The sequence below is a fragment of the Pseudomonas sp. UV AK001 genome, assembly GCF_046097675.1.
GTDB classification, from domain to species: Bacteria; Pseudomonadota; Gammaproteobacteria; order Pseudomonadales; family Pseudomonadaceae; genus Aquipseudomonas; species Aquipseudomonas kribbensis.
Genome location: NZ_JBJUVZ010000007.1, coordinates 53682 through 69360, shown reverse-complemented (window position 1 = coordinate 69360; position 15679 = coordinate 53682). Strand labels below are relative to the sequence as shown.

Sequence of the window (15679 nt, the reverse complement as noted above, 5' to 3'; positions counted from 1 at the left end):
ACAACTGGATGAGCCTATGAAAGCCAAGGCTGATGTACCTTTCGCACCGCTCAATATCGCGGTACTCACAGTCAGTGACACCCGCACTCTGGAAACCGATACCTCCGGCCAGGTCTTCGTCGACCGTTTGACCGCAGCCGGTCATAACCTGGCGGAGCGGGTATTGCTCAAAGATGACCTGTACAAAATCCGCGCGCAAGTTGCCCACTGGATTGCCGAAGACATCGTGCAAGTGGTGCTGATCACCGGGGGCACAGGCTTCACCGGTCGTGACAGTACACCCGAAGCCGTTGCGTGCCTGCTCGACAAGCAGGTGGATGGTTTTGGTGAACTGTTCCGGCAGATTTCGGTGGCCGATATCGGTACTTCCACTGTGCAATCCCGTGCACTGGCTGGACTGGCCAACGGTACGCTGGTTTGCTGCCTGCCAGGTTCGACCAACGCGGTGCGCACCGGTTGGGATGGCATCCTGGCCGAGCAACTGGATTCGCGGCATCGCCCGTGCAATTTCGTCCCTCATCTGAAACAGGCGGCTCCCTGTGAATCCCGCGGGTAAGCCTGGCAAGACCGGCAGCCTGATGCCGGTCGAGGTGGCCTTGGCGCGTCTGCTGGAAATGGCTGATGCCACGCGTATTGTCGAGTCCGAGTATCTGCCATTGGCGCAGCTCGAGGGGCGGGTGTCGGCGCGGGATCTGGTCTCGACACTGGATCTGCCGCCCTGGCCCAACAGTGCCATGGACGGGTATGCCTTGAACCTGGCCGACTGGGCTGGTGAGCCGATGCCGGTCAGTCAGAAGATTTTTGCCGGCCAGGCGCCTGAACATCTGGAACCGGGAACCTGCGCGCGTATCTTCACGGGGGCACCCGTTCCGCCGGGCGCCGATTGCGTCGAAATGCAGGAAAACGCCGTGATCGAGGCCGACGAACGAGTTCGGTTCACTGAACCCATGGTGTCCGGGCAGAACATCCGCCCGCAGGGGCAGGAAACCACGGTGGGCGAATTGATCCTGTCCGCGGGAACCCGGCTCGGTCCGATCGAGCTGGGGTTGGCTGCGTCTTTGGGCTGCGCCAGCCTTGATGTGATCCGCAAACCCCGTGTGGCAGTGCTGTCCACCGGCGATGAGCTGGTCGAACCGGGAACGGCACTGGGTCCAGGACAGATTTACAACAGCAACCGGGTGGTGCTGTGCAGCTGGCTGCAGCGTCTGGGCTGTGAAGTGCTGGATGCCGGGATTCTTCCGGACGACTTGCCCACCACTCGTGCACGACTTGGGGAGCTCAAAGAGGCCGACTTGATACTGTCGACCGGAGGCGTATCGGTTGGCGAAGCGGACTTCCTCGGCGTCGCGCTGAGGGAAGAAGGTGAGCTGACGCTGTGGAAGCTGGCGATCAAGCCCGGGAAGCCTTTGACTGTTGGTCATTTCCGGGGTGTTCCGGTCATCGGTCTGCCCGGCAACCCCGCGTCGACCCTGGTGACTTTTGCCTTGCTGACCAAACCTTACCTGCTGCGTCGTCAGGGTGTGCAAGATGTAGAGCCTCTCAAGTTTCCAGTCCAGGCTGGATTCGTCTGGCCCCAGGCGGGCAATCGGCGTGAATTCCTGCGGGGGCGTCTGGAGCAGGGGCAGGCAACAATCTACCGAAACCAGAGTTCAGGTGTTCTGCGTAGCGCCGCCTGGGCTGATGGATTGGTAGAGGTGCAGGAGGGGCGCACCCTGACCCAGGGAGACATGGTGCCCTTCATTCCCCTGAGTGAACTTCTCGGCTGATCATTGAAATGCAGGCTTGGTGAGGGCCTGCATTTCAGTCCGTCAGCGACTGATCAGCGCAATGAGCTGGTCGAAGCGACTATTGGCTACCCAGCCCAACAATCCAAGGATCACTGCTGTGGCACCTGCGGAGTAGGCGAGACGGTGTTTGATGGCTTTGATGTCTCCTTTTACTTCGTCCATGTCACGGCGGATGTATTTGATGTGGGTTTCCAGCTCGGTGACACGAGGTTCCATAACGGTTTCTCCAGTGTTTTTGGTAAAGCTGTTGAATTCGGCTTTTTGACTGGCACGACTGTCACAGAGGGGGGCAACCGGACTCACTGGCATTCTTGCTTCATGGCCGTGCATTGAAGTGCCCACCTGTTGCCATGCGTTTCTGCCGGCAGAATCTGCTGCTCGAGTGATCGATAGTCCTGTTGGTGTATTGACTCATTAACTGCACATCCTTGTGTTATCGGGTTGAAGATTGTTGCCACCGACACAAGGTGTACCAATGGCCACGATGGGTCAATTGAGCCGATTCCTTACATTGCGTACGAAAAAATACCGCCTTGTAGGACGAGTTGAAGGGGAGCCGGAAATACTTGGGATTGCGGTGGCTCTTTTGCGTGTCGTCAGGGTCAAGATGTCCCGAACTGATTCAATTCCGGGAGTGACAAAAAATGAGTGAACGCAGGGCATTGTTGATTCTGCATGGCAAACAGGCACTCAACGAAGCGGTTCGCGCCGCTGTTGGACGCAAGCGCGGGCAGGGGTGGGAGTTGGCGGTACGTCTGACCTGGGAGGCCGGTGATGCCCAGCGTCTGGTGGAAGAAGCGCTGGCTGCCGGATACGGGACAATCATTGCCGGCGGTGGCGATGGCACCTTGCGCGACATCGCCGAGGCCCTGGCCGCTCACCCGGGAGAGGCCAGTCTGGTGCTGTTGCCGTTGGGAACCGCCAACGATTTTTCTCGCGCGGCGGGTGTTCCTCTGGAACCGGATGAGGCACTCGATTTGCTTGACGCGCCAGCCTGTGAAATCGATCTGGGGGAGGTGGGCGGGCAGATATTCCTGAACATGGCCACGGGCGGTTTTGGCAGTCAGGTCACCGCCAATACCTCGGAGGATCTGAAAAAGGTGCTGGGCGGCGCGGCCTATCTGTTTACGGGCCTGTCGCGATTCAGTGAGTTGCACGCCGCCTATGGCGAATTGCAGGGGCCCGACTTTCACTGGAGCGGTGAACTGCTCGCGCTGGGTATCGGTAATGGCCGCCAGGCAGGTGGAGGGCATGTGTTGTGCCCGGAGGCACTGGCGGATGACGGCCTGCTGGATATCAGTATTCTGCCGGCACCACAGGAGCTGGTCGGCACGCTGAAAAACCTGCTCAGCGACGGATTTGGTCTCGACAACATGTTTGTCCGCACACGTCTGCCGTGGGTCGAAATCAAGGTTGCCGAAGGGCTCTGCATCAATCTTGATGGCGAGCCGTTGGAAGGAGACAGTCTGCGGTTTGCGGCGCGTCCGGCGGCGTTGCGTGTTCATTTGCCGGAGAACTCGCCGCTGTTGGGAAGAACGCGGCGGGTCAGTCGTCCAGACTGATGATCTGCTCCCGTACGGCAAACAATACCAGCCCCGCCACATCGTAGATCTGCAGGCGTTTCATGATCTGCGAGCGGTGGGTTTCAACAGTCTTGATGCTCAGACCCAAACCATTGGCGATCTCGCGGGTGGACTTGCCGCGTACGATCAGGCGCAGGATTTCCAGCTGGCGAGCCGTCAGGTTATGTGAATCGGCGACTTCCGGTTGCAGCTTCTGATTGCGGGTCAATGCCTGGTTGATCACCGTGTGGGCGATGGCAGGGCTCAGGTAGCGCTCGTTGTTGCGCAAGGCTTCCAGTGCGTGTTCGAGCTCAGTGGCCGTGGTGTCCTTGAGCAGATAGCCATGGGCACCGGATTCCAGTGCCTGCATGATCAGCGCAGGATCGGTGTGCATCGACAGAATCAGCACCTTGCTGTGCGGTCGAACCCGTCTGAGCCGCTGCAACGCCTCCAGGCCGCCGGTTTCTCTCATGGAAATATCCAGCAAGACGATATCGGGGTTCAGTTGCTCGACCATCTCGAGCAATTGCGAGCCGTCATTGGCCTCGCCGATTACCGCGTAACCGGGAATATCCAGCACCAGAGCGCGCACGCCGGCTCTGATCAGCGAGTGGTCATCCACCAGAAGTAAGTTACAAGTCAACGCATAACCTTATTCGTACTGGCCCGCTCGAGTGCACGGGGCGCCCAGGGGAATAGTGCTTCGATTTGAGTGCCTTTGCCCGGTTCGCTCGTCACGCTCAGGCTGCCGCCCAGTTGCTCGATCCGTTCGGCCATCCCGGCCATGCCTCGTTGTCCTTCACGACCGGGATTGGCGGCCGGGGCAAACCCCAGACCGTCATCACTGATCAGCAGGGTCAAGCCTTGGGGAAGGCGTTGTACGCGGATCAGCAGATTCTTGGCCTGCGCATGTCGCAGGATGTTGGTCACGGCTTCCTGAGTGATGCGGAAGGCGGCGACAGCCATTTCTTCGGGGATGCCGTTCAGACGCTGCTGACAGTCCAGGCTCCAGTGAACCGATGTATTGGCCAGTGTCTTGAGCAAATGCGCGCGCAGACTGGCTTCCAGCCCGAGGCTGGTCAGTTGCCGTGGGTTGAGAATGGCCGAAACGTCGCGGACTTTATTGAGGGTTTCCTCAAGGGTGTCACAGAGTGCCGAACATTGTTCCTGAAGATCCTCGGGCAGACGCCGTTTGAGCCATTCGCTCTGCAACTTGGCGGCGGTCAGCAACTGGCCGATATCGTCGTGCAGTTCGCGGCTGAGGCGATGGCGTTCGTTTTCCTGGACTTCGAGCAATCGATCGGCCAGCTCCTGGGGCTGGAACTTGATCGACTTGCGCGACAGGCGATGCTGGGTAAAGACGCAAGCGGCGGCTGCCACGTTGAGCAGCAGCAGGCCAAACGACAACGGTGCGGACAGGCAATAAGTCAGCAGACTGCCCAAAGCTGCGCCAATGCAAAGCGTGAGCGTGAACCTGCGCGCGTTTTCTCGGGAGGGTGGCCATGTGGCGATTGACTTGAGGCTGGCGTACATAGCGGATGGAGCCAATGGATGTTCGCTGCGGGCAGACCGGTCAGAGTGGCTGGCGGTCTCTGTCTGAAAATCTGTGGTTCAGGTTGTTGGTTTCAATACGGTTCAGTGATCGATAATTGACTGCCAACTTCGGAGCAGAACGATCATTGAAGTCACTGTGCCATTAAGTGAAAGCAACTAACGCGCGGCATAATACCACTTAACATACCGTTGGTCGCGTTCGCCCTATATGTCCAAAGAGTCAGGAAAAACGCCATGTTGGACGCGAGTTCCATAATGGAAAAAGTTGATTTATTGGAGTCGATAATTATCGATTACACGGAAAGTCTTCAATTTTTATACACAGGTAAACCCTGACTTCAACGGTAGGCAGTCTGCATGTTGAAGCGTAATTATTTATTTGGAGATGTCGCTGGCAGGCATGAGTTATTCAATTGCGACATTCGATGGCTAGAACTAACAGGCTCCAACGCGCCCGGGGTGCACTCGATTACGCTTGTCGCTCCGAGTAAGACACGAGGGACAAGGGTTTGGCACTGAGTGGCGGTTGAAACTGGCTCTGTCCAACCTGGAAGGCGAACGCTTCGATGAGGGACGTCTGCTCGCTTTCGTCCAGGCTTAGCTGTCCGGTGCTCGGGTCGACCAGTTCAAGTTGCCAGGCCATCAGGGTGAAGCAATCTTTAAGGGCATCGAGCGCCTGGGCATGCAGGTCGACATGATCTTGCGTCTGAGTGAGCAAACCATGCAGGTGCAGGCAGAACTCGGAGACTGCCACCAGTGCCAGGGCATCGGCCCTGTTCGCCAGTTTGAGCAGGGTGCTGAGCATGCAATCGATTGCGTCCTTGTCATTGCTGATCAGTTGCAAATGACTCAGGCACTCTTCGGACTTGGCCAGGAGCGTTTCAGCCTCGACAAGAAATTCGGGGAACCGCTGCGCCCACTCTTTACGGTCGTTCGGCATGCTTATCTCCACAACGTCATGTCTGATGAGCGAATGTCGTGTGTGTCGACGATCATGAACCGTCGTGAGATCGCGCCCTGCGGTGCCGAGGCTTTTGACAGGGGTTTCGAGAGGGTGAGTTTCCACTGACCTGCGATCGCACACAAAAGCCTGACTCCGTTCATGCAATGAGAATGGCGTCACATTAATGGCTATTGGATATTGCGAACATCAGGTTGGGCCTGATTGTTACTAGGGGAATCCCTTAGGCACGGGAACCTGCCGCGCAAACCGTGGTCGCGCCGCAGAGAATGTAGCAGATGAAATCACGGGGCCAGTAAAGCATGATGTTAATGTGACATCAATGCCTTCTCATGGCATTTTGTAGGTGATTTGTATGGGGATCAAGATTGGCTCGAATCCGCCGATAACCCCCTTTAATGAATTCACCAGAACAAGCCCAGGAGTCATTGATGGCCGGCATTCTCGATACGGTAGACCAACGCACGCAACTGGTGGGTGAGAATCGCCTGGAAATTCTCATGTTTCGATTGGCCGGGCGCCAATTGTTCGCGATCAACGTGTTCAAGGTTCAGGAAGTCCTGCAGCTGCCAAAGCTGACTCTGATGCCTCAGCGTCACCCGTTTGTCTGCGGTGTGGTCAACCTGCGCGGCCAGACCCTGCCGGTGATCGACCTGTCCCAGGCGATCGGCATGCGCCCGCTGGTGCCGGGCCCCAACAGCACGATTATCGTCACCGAGTACAACCGTTCGGTGCAGGCCTTCCTCGTCGGTGGTGTAGATCGCATCGTCAACATGAACTGGGAAGCCATCCTGCCGCCACCGACCAGTGCCGGCCGCCAGCACTACCTGACCGCCATCAGCAAGGTCGACGATCAACTGGTGGAAATCATCGACGTCGAGAAAGTCCTCGCCGAAATCGTCCCGTACAACGCCAAGGTGTCCCGCGACAAACTGGAAGATCCGGTCCTGGAACGTGCCCGCGGCCGTGAAGTGCTGTTGGTGGACGACTCCAATGTGGCCCTGTCGCAATTGCGCGACACCCTCGGCCAGTTGGGCGTGAAGATGCACATCGCCAGCGACGGTCTGAAAGCCCTGAACATGCTCAAGGCCTGGGCTGACACCGGGGTCAACATGACCGACAAGTTGTTGATGATCTTCACCGACGCGGAAATGCCGGAAATGGACGGCTATCGCCTGACCACCGAAATCCGCAACGACCCGCGTCTGCGCGGCCTGTACGTGGTGCTGCACACCTCGCTGTCCGGCAGCTTCAACGACTCCATGGTGAAGAAGGTCGGCTGCGACAACTTCCTCTCCAAGTTCCAGCCGGACAAGCTGGTCGATGTGGTGCGCCAGCGTCTGATGCTCGACGAAGTGCCGGCCTGATCAACTTGTCGAGGCTGCCCCGGCGTCAGCCTTTGATTCGGCGACAAAGCTCGTATAGGGTGGCGTTTTTCACCCACCAGGGAGCTGGCCATGCTGCGTCTGAGCGCGCTTTATCGTTACCCGCTGAAATCCGGAAAGGCCGAGGTCCTGCAAGGGATCGGCCTGGACAAACTGGGGCTTGAGGGCGACCGACGCTGGATGCTGGTGGACGAGGCCAGCGGGCGCTTCCTGACTCAGCGTGCCGAAGCGAAAATGAGCCAGTTGTCCGCACTGTGGAATACCGACGGTGGCCTGACCCTCGATGCGCCGGGACATTCGGCGATTGATATCGCTTTGCCCGGCAACGAAGCCGAGCTGCGTGGCGTGACAATCTGGCGCGACACCTTGCGCGTACCGGATGCCGGTGAAGAGGCGGCCCGCTGGGTCAGCGAATTCATCGGCAAGCCGACCCGACTGGTGCAAGTGCCACTGGACCGCGCCCGCACGACCCAGGCCGGGTACGGCAACGATGACGACCAGGTGGCCTTCGCCGACGGTTTCCCGCTGCTGTTGATTGGTGAGGCGTCGCTGCAACACTTGTCGCAGGAAGTCGGGCGTCCGCTGGAAATGCTGCGGTTCCGGCCGAATCTGGTGATCGAGGGCAGCGAGGCCTATGCCGAGGATGGCTGGAAGCGCATCCGCATTGGCGATGTCGAATTCCGCGTGGTCAAGTCGTGCTCGCGCTGCATTCTCACCACCATCGACCCGAAAACCGGTGAGCGCAGCGCCGACCGCGAGCCACTGGCGACCCTACAGAAGACCCGTGCCCAGGCCGACGGTGCAATGTTCGGTCAGAACCTGGTCAACGACAGCAACGGTCGACTTGAAGTCGGCATGCCGGTGGAAATCCTCGAATAACCGTCCCGAAACGAAAAATGCCCGTGTCCTTGGACACGGGCATTTTTTATTGCCGCAGGAAACCGGGGTTTCAGCCGCGGTATTCGCACAGGTAAGCGGTGTCGACGGCCACTTTCAGCTGGAACTTGCTGTTGGCGGGCACGTTGAACTGGCTGCCGGCGGCGAAGGTTTCCCAGTCGCTGCTGTCCGGCAGTTTGACGGTCAGTGCGCCGGACACCACGTGCATGATTTCACGCTGGCTGGTGCCGAATTCGTATTCGCCCGGGGCCATGACGCCGATGGTCGCAGGGCCTTCGGCAGTGCCAAAAGCGATCGACTTGACGGTGCCGTCGAAGTACTCGTTGACTTTAAACATGGGCGATTCCTCTCGAAAAGGGCTTAAAAAGGGTCAAAAAGGTCGGCCAGTATGCACAAGGCTCAGGGCGCCGTCACCTGCGCTAGAGCGGCAGCACCAGCGGCAATAATCGGGCGGTATTGCGCGCATCTTCCAGCGCCCGGTGCTGCTGACCGGTGAACTGCATGCCCGCCAGTTGCAGGGCGCCGTTGAGTCCCAGGGGCCGTTCGAGGCGTCGGGCCTTGGCAAAGCGCTGTTTGAGGTTCATGTGCGGCACACGGCTCAGCGCGCTGTCGAGTTGCAGGCGTTGCCATTCCTGAAGCAATTGCTTGCGGTCGTAGTCGCCCCAGCTGGCCCAGCCTTCAAGGCGTGCCTGGTGCTGAGCGAGCCAGCGCTCGAACGCCGGCCAGACCTCGTTCAGCGGCTGCGCCGCGTCGATGTTGGCCTGGGTGATGTGTGTCAGCTCACGACAGAACGGCGTCAGCAGTGGCCGACGCGTCGGTTTGACGAAACGTTGAAAGTGATCCTGCTCGCGACCGGCACGATCCACCAAGGTGGCGCCAATCTCGATGATCTCCATTTCCGTAACCGGCCAGCCACCCTCATCGGTGGTGGCTTCCAGATCAATGACCAGCCAATGGGGCATCGCAGGGTTCCTGATTTCCGCGTCCTGATAGTCAGAGCGTAGTCAAACCTTGCGGATACGTTTGACCACTCACTCGACCTGCAACAGAACCTGACGATTTTTTACCTGATCGCCGACCTTGACCTGCACCCGCTTGAGCACGCCGTCGATGCCGGCCTTGAGCGGGTGCTCCATTTTCATCGCCTCCAGCACCACCAGCAGCTGGCCTTTACTGACCGGGCTGCCTTCGCTGACAAGCACGTCGATGATTGCGCCATCCATCGGGGCTTTCAAGGTGCCGGTGCTGACGCTGGTCTGACTGTCGATCACGGCATGAGTTCGATCCACCAGACGCACGCTGCCGGGGCGGGTGAACAGCCAGAGCTGGTCGTCGTGCAGACGATAGGCGTGGCGCTGACGCAGGCCTTCGATATCCAGGGAAATCGAGCGTTCGCCGTGTTCGATGAGCTTCAGTTCGAAGGCGCGTTCAGCGACCTGAACCCGAATGATGCCATCCGGGGCGGCCAGCAATTGCACGCTCCATTCCTGATCATCAAGACCCAGGCGATAGTGCAGCGGCGCGCCGGCATTGTTGCGCCAACCGGCCAACGGTGCGCGATGCGAACCAGCGGCAGATTGATAGAACAGCAACGCCGCGATTGCGAGCTCTTCGGCACTCGGTGAATGGGAATGCAGACATGGATGGTCGGTGAAGTGTTGCGGGATAAACCCGGTACTGAATTCGCCGCTGATGAACTGCGGATGCTGCAACAGACTGGCCAGCAGCCGCTGATTGCTCTGCACACCCAGCAACACGCTGTCCTGCACCGCGCACAACAGTTTGCGCCGGGCCTCTTCACGTGTCGCACCGTGGGCAATCAGTTTGCCGAGCATCGGGTCGTAGAACGGTGAGATCGACTGACCTTCGATCAGCCCATGATCAACCCGCGCTCCCCGATCCAGTGCCGGTGCCCAGACTTCGACACACCCGGTCTGCGGCAGGAATCCCTGGGCCGGGTCTTCGGCATAGAGTCGCACTTCCATGGCGTGGCCATCGAGTTTGACCTGCGCCTGGGTCAACGGCAGCGGCTGGCCTTCGGCAACCAAAAGTTGCCAGGCCACCAGGTCCAGTCCGGTAATCAACTCCGTTACTGGGTGTTCGACCTGCAGCCGGGTGTTCATCTCCAGAAAGAAGAACTGGCCTCGGGCATCGAGCAGAAACTCCACGGTGCCAGCGCCCACATAGTTCACCGCACGCCCGGCCTTGAGCGCCGCTTCGCCCATTGCCTGACGCAACTCTTCGGTCATCACCGGGCACGGCGCTTCCTCGATGACCTTCTGGTGGCGACGCTGGATCGAACAGTCCCGCTCGCCGAGGTAGATCAGGTTGCCGTGCCGGTCGCCGAACAGCTGAATCTCGACATGGCGCGGTTCAGTCAGCGCCTGTTCGAGGATCAGTTCGTCGCTGCCGAATCCATTCAAGGCTTCCGAGCGAGCCGTGCGCAATTGCGCCGCCAATTCAGATGCGTGATGCACCAGCCGCATGCCGCGTCCGCCACCGCCGGCGCTGGCCTTGATCATCAACGGATAACCGATGCGCTCGGCTTCCCGTGTCAGAGTCGTGTCGTCCTGCTCGGCGCCTTGATAGCCGGCGATGCATGGCACACCGGCGGCGAGCATGGCGATTTTCGACTGGCGTTTGCTGCCCATCAGCTCGATGGCTTCGACGCTGGGGCCGATGAAGGTCAGGCCGGCCTGTTCGCAGGCTCGGGCGAACCCGGCGTTTTCCGAGAGGAAGCCATAACCGGGATGAATCGCGTCGGCGCCGCTGCGCCGTGCGGCGTCGAGGATGGCCGGGATGTTCAGGTAGGACTGCTGCACCGATGCGGGGCCGATGTTCACCGCCTCATCCGCCATCTGGACATGCAACGCATCGGCGTCGGCGTCGCTGAACACCGCGACCGTGCGATAGCCGAGGGCCTGGGCGGTGCGCTGGATGCGGCAGGCGATTTCACCGCGGTTGGCGATCAGGATTTTGTGGATGGCGGGCATGGTGATTTTTCCTGAATGTTGGCGGTAGATTGAAGGGCCTCATCGCGGGCAAGCCCGCTCCCACAGGGTCAGGTGCTCCATCCGGGTTTGCGCTTTTGCACGAACGCCATCGTGCCTTCGATGCCCTCGGCACCGGTCACCGCTTCGCTGAACCACTGCGCCGCTTCATCCAGCAGTTCGCTCGATGGCTGGCCGGCACTGGCCAGCAGCAGTCTTTTCGTCACGGCATTCGCTTCGGGGGCGCAACACAAGACATGGTCGAGCACTTCATCCAGGCGTTCGGCGAGTGACTGCGGATCCTGTTCGACAAAGTGCACCAGCCCCAGCCGTCGAGCCTGATGTCCATCGAAACGGGCGGCGGTCAGCGCCAGGCGGCGGGCCTCTGTGAGGCCGATGCGCTGCACCACAAACGGCGCGATCTGCGCCGGCAACAAACCGAGGCTGGTTTCCGGCAGACCGAATTGCGCCTGATGATCGGCCATCGCGATATCGCTCACGCACGCCAGCCCGAAACCGCCACCGAGCACCGCGCCCTGCAGTACGGTGATCAACACTTGCGGCGTGTGCTGTGCTTCTTCCAGCAGAGACCCGAAAGCCCGGTTCAACTCACGATAGGCATCGCTGCCCTGGGCGCGGGCGTTGGCCATGTCCTTGATGTCACCGCCGGCACAGAAATGCCCGCCGGCGCCGCTGAGCACCAGGGCGCGCACGCTGCGGTCATCGCGCACAGCGGCAAGCACTGCGCGCAGTTCGGCGACCATTTGCAGGCTCATGGCGTTGCGGCTTTCCGGACGATTGAGGGTGATGTGCAGCACGCCGTTATGGGATTCCAGCAACAGCGTCTGGCAAGCGGGAAGGGTGGTCATTTCTTTTTCCCCGGCAGGATGCCCATCAGTTTGCAGATGATGCCCAGCATGATTTCGTCGGCGCCGCCGCCAATCGATACCAGCCGCACGTCGCGGTAGGCGCGGGCCACCGGGTTGTCCCACATGAAGCCCATGCCGCCCCAGTATTGCAGGCAACTGTCGCTGACTTCGCGGCCGAGACGTCCGGCCTTGAGCTTGGCCATCGAGGCCAGCCGGGTGACGTCCTGGCCTTTCACGTATTGCTCGGTGGCCTGATAGACCAGCGCCCGCAGGCATTCGATTTCGGTCTGCAATTCGGCGAGGCGGAAGTGAATCACCTGATTGTCGATCAGTGCGTTGCCGAAGGTTTTGCGTTCCTTGCAGTACTCGATGGTGCTGTCGACGCAATATTCCAGGCCCTTGATCATATTCGCCGCGCCGAACAGGCGTTCCTCCTGGAACTGCAACATCTGCATCATGAACCCGGCGCCTTCATGGCCGATGCGATTGCGCTGGGGTACGCGCACGTTGTCGAAAAATACCTGGGCGGTTTCCGAGCTGCGCATGCCGAGCTTGTCCAGGTGTGAACTGAGGCTGATGCCCGGCGTGTTCATCGGCACCATGATCAGCGATTTGTTGACATGCGGTTTGTCGTCCGAGGTGTTGGCCAGCAGGCAGATGAAGTCGGCGCTCGGTGAGTTGGTGATCCACATCTTGCTGCCGTTGATCACATAGTCGTCGCCGTCCTTGCGCGCAGTGGTCTTGAGCCCGGCGACATCTGAGCCGGCGCCGACTTCCGACACGCCGATGCAACCGACCTGTTCGCCCGTGATCGCCGGGCGCAGAAACTCGTCACGTAGCTCATCGGAGCCGAAGCGGGCGAGGGCCGGGGTGCACATGTCGGTCTGCACCCCGATCGACATCGGAATGCCGCCGCAATGGATCGTGCCGAACTCTTCGGCGGCGACGATCGAATAGCTGTAATCGAGGCCCATGCCGCCGAATTTTTCCGGTTTGGAAATCCCCAGCAGACCGAGGTCGCCGGCTTTGCGGAAAATCTCGTGGATCGGAAAGCGCCCGGCCTTTTCCCACTCATCGACGTGGGGGTTGATCTCGTGCTCGACGAACTGGCGGACGGTGCGACGCAGGGCTTCGTGTTCCGGGGTGAAGATCATTTTTATTGTTCTCCTTGAGGTCCGAGGCGGTCAGAAGCGGCTGACGCCGAAGCTGTTGGGGGCCAGTGTGCGGATGCCGGCTTCGTGGCAGATGTCCAGCAGGTAGCCAAGCAGAGTGCGGGTGTCGCGCGGGTCGATCAGCCCGTCGTCCCACAGGTTGGCGCTGCCGTAGAGGGCGGTGGACTGGCTGTCGAGTTTTTGCGCAGTGACCTGTTCCAGCATGTCGAGCATTTTCGGGTCGGGCACCAGGCCGTCCTTGAGCTGTTTGGCTTCGGTGACGATGCGCAGCACCTTGCCGGCCTGGGCGCCGCCCATCACCGCAGTGCGGCTGTTGGGCCAGGCGAAGATGAAGCGCGGATCGAGCCCGCGCCCGCACATCGCGTAGTTGCCCGCGCCATAGGAGCCGCCGACCACGATCGTCAGTTTCGGCACCCGCGCATTAGCCACGGCCTGGATCAGTTTCGAGCCGTGCTTGATCACGCCGTTCTGCTCTGATTCGGTGCCGACCATGAACCCGGTGGTGTTGTGGAAAAACAGCAGCGGCGTCTGGCTCTGGTCGCACAGCTGAATGAACTGCGCCGCCTTGCTCGCACCATTCGGAGTGATCGGACCGTTGTTGCCGATGAAGCCGCAGGCGCGCCCCTGAATTTTCAGGTGACCGCAAATGGTTTGCTGATCGAACTCACCCTTGAACTCCATGAAGCGTGATTCGTCGGCGATCCGCGCAATGATTTCGCGTACGTCATAGGGTTTTTTCGGGTCGTCCGGGATCAGACCGAGCAGTTCGTCGACGGGGTACAGCGGTTCTTTGTATTGCGGTTCGGGCCGCCACGGCAATTGCTCGTTCCAGTTCAGCAGACTGACGATTTCCCGCACCTGACGCACACCGTCGGCATCGTTTTCGGCCAGGTACTCGGCGGTGCCGGCCACTTGCGCGTGCATCTCGGCGCCGCCCAGTTCTTCGTCGGTGGCCACTTCGCCGGTCGCCGCTTTAAGCAATGGCGGGCCTGCGAGAAACAGCTTGGCCTTGCCGCGCACCACCACCACGTAATCCGACAGCCCCGGCTGATAGGCGCCGCCAGCGGTGGCCGAGCCGTGCACCACGGTGATCTGTGGCAAACCCAAGGCCGACATCCGTGCCTGATTGGCAAAGCTGCGTGCGCCTTCGACGAAAATCTCCGCCGCATAATTGAGGTTGGCACCGCCGCTTTCGGCGAGGGTGATCACCGGCAGTTTGTTTTCCTGGGCGATCTGCTGCAGGCGCAGGGATTTTTTCAGGCCCGACGGGGAAATCGTCCCGCCCTTGATCGCGCTGTTGTTCGCCACGATCAAGGCACGCACACCGGACACGTAACCGATGCCGGCGATCAAGCCGCCACCTGCCGAGCTGCCGTCCTTGTCGTCGTGCAATTTGTAACCGGCAAGACTGGCCAGTTCGAGGAAAGGGGCACCGGGGTCGAGCAGCAGGTTCAGGCGTTCGCGGGGCAGCAATTGTCCGCGCTTGTCGAATTTCGGTTTGGCCTCGGCAGCCTTGTTCAGCAGGTTCTGTTCGAGCTGCTGGACTTGCTCGATGGCGGCGAGCATGGCCGCGCGGTTGCGGGCGAAGGCTTCGCTATGTGGATCGAGCTGGGACTGAATGACCGGCATGGTTTACTCCTTGTCCTTCAAGACGTCCGGCATATAGGCCCGGTGAAACCCGTTGAACGATTCGCTGTGGCTTGCCTTGTGCAGCGGCCATGCGCGACTGCCCAGACTGGCTGCGCCGTCGATGCGCAAGGTGCTGCCGCTGATAAATGCGGCAGCCGGGCTGAGGAGAAACACGATCGCCGCGCTGACTTCCGATTCGGTACCGATGCGCTTGAGCGGCACGTGTTCGCGCAGGGTCGGGATCACGGCTTTGAACGCGCCTTCATAGGTGTCCATGCCGCTGGAGGCGATCCATCCCGGCGCCACGGCATTCACCCGGACGCCGGCGTAACCCCATTCGAAGGCGGCAGTCTTGGTGAAGTTGTCCATGCCCGAACGCGCGGCGCCGGAGTGGCCCATGCCGGGCATGCCACCCCACATGTCGGCAAGCATGTTGACGATGCTGCCGCCGTGTTTGCTCATCGACTGATTGAACACTTCCCGGGCCATCAAAAAACCGCCGACCAGATTGGTGCGCAGCACGGTTTCGAAGCCTTTCTGATTGATCGAGGCCAATGGCGACGGGTACTGGCCGCCGGCATTGTTGACCAGTCCGTGGATCGGCCCGTGTTCACGGATCAGTTCGCTGACCAGTGATTTCACCGCTTCTTCGTCACGAATATCGCAAGCCTTCCAGTGCGCCCGACCACCGTCCTCGGCAATTTCGGCGGCGACGGTTTGCAGCTTTTCCGGCTTGCGTCCGATCAGCACCACGGTGGCCCCGAGCGCCGCCAGTTCATGGGCGGTGCAACGCCCGATGCCGCTGCCGCCACCGGTGACAATCACGGTCTGGCCGCTGAGCAGATCGGCCCTGAAAATCGATTCATACGCCAT

At 60.3% G+C, this 15679-nt stretch carries 16 protein-coding genes; 5 read left to right on the top strand and 11 right to left on the bottom strand.

Translation table 11 applies throughout. The features are described 5' to 3' along the window. Positions 1-16 precede the first annotated feature (16 nt). Both moaB and glp read left to right on the top strand, forming a co-directional pair. The gene (moaB, locus tag ACKLNA_RS19290) at positions 17-556 is read left to right on the top strand and encodes a molybdenum cofactor biosynthesis protein B (protein ID WP_248743800.1); all 540 of its coding nucleotides are present in this window, start codon (positions 17-19) and stop codon (positions 554-556) included. Beyond that, on the top strand, positions 540-1766 hold the full coding sequence (gene glp, locus ACKLNA_RS19285; RefSeq protein ID WP_408986773.1) for a gephyrin-like molybdotransferase Glp: 1227 nt from the start codon (positions 540-542) through the stop codon (positions 1764-1766). Before moaB ends, glp begins: the two co-directional genes overlap by 17 nt. Before the next feature lie 42 nt (positions 1767-1808). Here the strand turns inward: glp and ACKLNA_RS19280 are convergent, their stop codons facing one another. Then, positions 1809-2117, bottom strand: a complete 309-nt coding sequence (locus tag ACKLNA_RS19280; RefSeq protein WP_408986772.1) for a hypothetical protein — start codon at positions 2115-2117, stop codon at positions 1809-1811. A gap of 314 nt (positions 2118-2431) precedes the next feature. Between ACKLNA_RS19280 and yegS the strand changes: the two genes are divergently transcribed. Continuing rightward, positions 2432-3349 (top strand): lipid kinase YegS, encoded by a 918-nt coding sequence (gene yegS, locus ACKLNA_RS19275; RefSeq protein ID WP_408986771.1) that lies wholly within the window; start codon positions 2432-2434, stop codon positions 3347-3349. Here yegS and ACKLNA_RS19270 read toward each other — a convergent pair. The 3 genes from ACKLNA_RS19270 to ACKLNA_RS19260 form a co-directional block, all read right to left on the bottom strand. Continuing rightward, positions 3333-3992 (bottom strand): response regulator transcription factor, encoded by a 660-nt coding sequence (locus ACKLNA_RS19270; protein WP_085710728.1) that lies wholly within the window; start codon positions 3990-3992, stop codon positions 3333-3335. The genes yegS and ACKLNA_RS19270 overlap by 17 nt on opposite strands. Then, positions 3989-4882, bottom strand: a complete 894-nt coding sequence (locus ACKLNA_RS19265) for a sensor histidine kinase (protein WP_408986933.1) — start codon at positions 4880-4882, stop codon at positions 3989-3991. The genes ACKLNA_RS19270 and ACKLNA_RS19265 overlap by 4 nt, the downstream gene beginning before the upstream one ends. Positions 4883-5372: 490 nt before the next feature. Continuing rightward, on the bottom strand, positions 5373-5843 hold the full coding sequence (locus tag ACKLNA_RS19260; protein WP_408986770.1) for a hypothetical protein: 471 nt from the start codon (positions 5841-5843) through the stop codon (positions 5373-5375). A gap of 452 nt (positions 5844-6295) precedes the next feature. Between ACKLNA_RS19260 and ACKLNA_RS19255 the strand changes: the two genes are divergently transcribed. Next, positions 6296-7231, top strand: coding sequence for a chemotaxis protein CheV (locus ACKLNA_RS19255; RefSeq protein ID WP_085710725.1), 936 nt, complete (start codon positions 6296-6298; stop codon positions 7229-7231). Between the two features lie 90 nt (positions 7232-7321). Then, a complete protein-coding gene (locus ACKLNA_RS19250) occupies positions 7322-8128 on the top strand; it encodes an MOSC domain-containing protein (protein ID WP_408986769.1) in 807 nt (268 codons plus the stop codon). Between the two features lie 70 nt (positions 8129-8198). Here the strand turns inward: ACKLNA_RS19250 and ACKLNA_RS19245 are convergent, their stop codons facing one another. The 7 genes from ACKLNA_RS19245 to ACKLNA_RS19215 form a co-directional block, all read right to left on the bottom strand. Further along, complete coding sequence (locus ACKLNA_RS19245) at positions 8199-8483, bottom strand: pyrimidine/purine nucleoside phosphorylase (RefSeq protein ID WP_007940055.1); 285 nt, start codon at positions 8481-8483, stop codon at positions 8199-8201. Positions 8484-8565: 82 nt separating this feature from the next. Further along, positions 8566-9108, bottom strand: coding sequence for an exonuclease domain-containing protein (locus ACKLNA_RS19240; RefSeq protein ID WP_408986768.1), 543 nt, complete (start codon positions 9106-9108; stop codon positions 8566-8568). Between the two features lie 69 nt (positions 9109-9177). Further along, the gene (locus ACKLNA_RS19235) at positions 9178-11139 is read right to left on the bottom strand and encodes an acetyl/propionyl/methylcrotonyl-CoA carboxylase subunit alpha (protein WP_408986767.1); all 1962 of its coding nucleotides are present in this window, start codon (positions 11137-11139) and stop codon (positions 9178-9180) included. 68 nt (positions 11140-11207) lie between these two features. After that, entirely contained in the window at positions 11208-12005 is a 798-nt protein-coding gene (locus ACKLNA_RS19230; RefSeq protein ID WP_408986766.1) for an enoyl-CoA hydratase/isomerase family protein, read from the bottom strand. Beyond that, positions 12002-13159 (bottom strand): citronellyl-CoA dehydrogenase, encoded by a 1158-nt coding sequence (gene atuD, locus ACKLNA_RS19225; protein WP_085710720.1) that lies wholly within the window; start codon positions 13157-13159, stop codon positions 12002-12004. Before atuD ends, ACKLNA_RS19230 begins: the two co-directional genes overlap by 4 nt. A gap of 30 nt (positions 13160-13189) precedes the next feature. Beyond that, positions 13190-14806 carry a geranyl-CoA carboxylase subunit beta gene (gene atuC, locus ACKLNA_RS19220; RefSeq protein ID WP_408986765.1) on the bottom strand — a complete coding sequence of 539 codons (1617 nt, stop codon included), beginning with the start codon at positions 14804-14806 and terminating at the stop codon, positions 13190-13192. Between the two features lie 3 nt (positions 14807-14809). Continuing rightward, a complete protein-coding gene (locus ACKLNA_RS19215) occupies positions 14810-15679 on the bottom strand; it encodes an SDR family oxidoreductase (protein WP_408986764.1) in 870 nt (289 codons plus the stop codon).

Bases quoted from the DNA above. Each gene is read 5' to 3' on its own strand.
- moaB (WP_248743800.1), top strand. From the start codon at position 17: ATGAAAGCCAAGGCTGATGTACCTTTCGCACCGCTCAATATCGCGGTA.
- ACKLNA_RS19280 (WP_408986772.1), bottom strand. From the start codon at position 2,117: ATGCACGGCCATGAAGCAAGAATGCCAGTGAGTCCGGTTGCCCCCCTC.
- yegS (WP_408986771.1), top strand. From the start codon at position 2,432: ATGAGTGAACGCAGGGCATTGTTGATTCTGCATGGCAAACAGGCACTC.
- ACKLNA_RS19265 (WP_408986933.1), bottom strand. From the start codon at position 4,882: ATGTACGCCAGCCTCAAGTCAATCGCCACATGGCCACCCTCCCGAGAA.
- ACKLNA_RS19260 (WP_408986770.1), bottom strand. From the start codon at position 5,843: ATGCCGAACGACCGTAAAGAGTGGGCGCAGCGGTTCCCCGAATTTCTT.
- ACKLNA_RS19255 (WP_085710725.1), top strand. From the start codon at position 6,296: ATGGCCGGCATTCTCGATACGGTAGACCAACGCACGCAACTGGTGGGT.
- ACKLNA_RS19250 (WP_408986769.1), top strand. From the start codon at position 7,322: ATGCTGCGTCTGAGCGCGCTTTATCGTTACCCGCTGAAATCCGGAAAG.
- ACKLNA_RS19245 (WP_007940055.1), bottom strand. From the start codon at position 8,483: ATGTTTAAAGTCAACGAGTACTTCGACGGCACCGTCAAGTCGATCGCT.
- ACKLNA_RS19240 (WP_408986768.1), bottom strand. From the start codon at position 9,108: ATGCCCCATTGGCTGGTCATTGATCTGGAAGCCACCACCGATGAGGGT.
- ACKLNA_RS19235 (WP_408986767.1), bottom strand. From the start codon at position 11,139: ATGCCCGCCATCCACAAAATCCTGATCGCCAACCGCGGTGAAATCGCC.
- ACKLNA_RS19230 (WP_408986766.1), bottom strand. From the start codon at position 12,005: ATGACCACCCTTCCCGCTTGCCAGACGCTGTTGCTGGAATCCCATAAC.
- atuD (WP_085710720.1), bottom strand. From the start codon at position 13,159: ATGATCTTCACCCCGGAACACGAAGCCCTGCGTCGCACCGTCCGCCAG.
- atuC (WP_408986765.1), bottom strand. From the start codon at position 14,806: ATGCCGGTCATTCAGTCCCAGCTCGATCCACATAGCGAAGCCTTCGCC.
- ACKLNA_RS19215 (WP_408986764.1), bottom strand. From the start codon at position 15,679: ATGGCGTATGAATCGATTTTCAGGGCCGATCTGCTCAGCGGCCAGACC.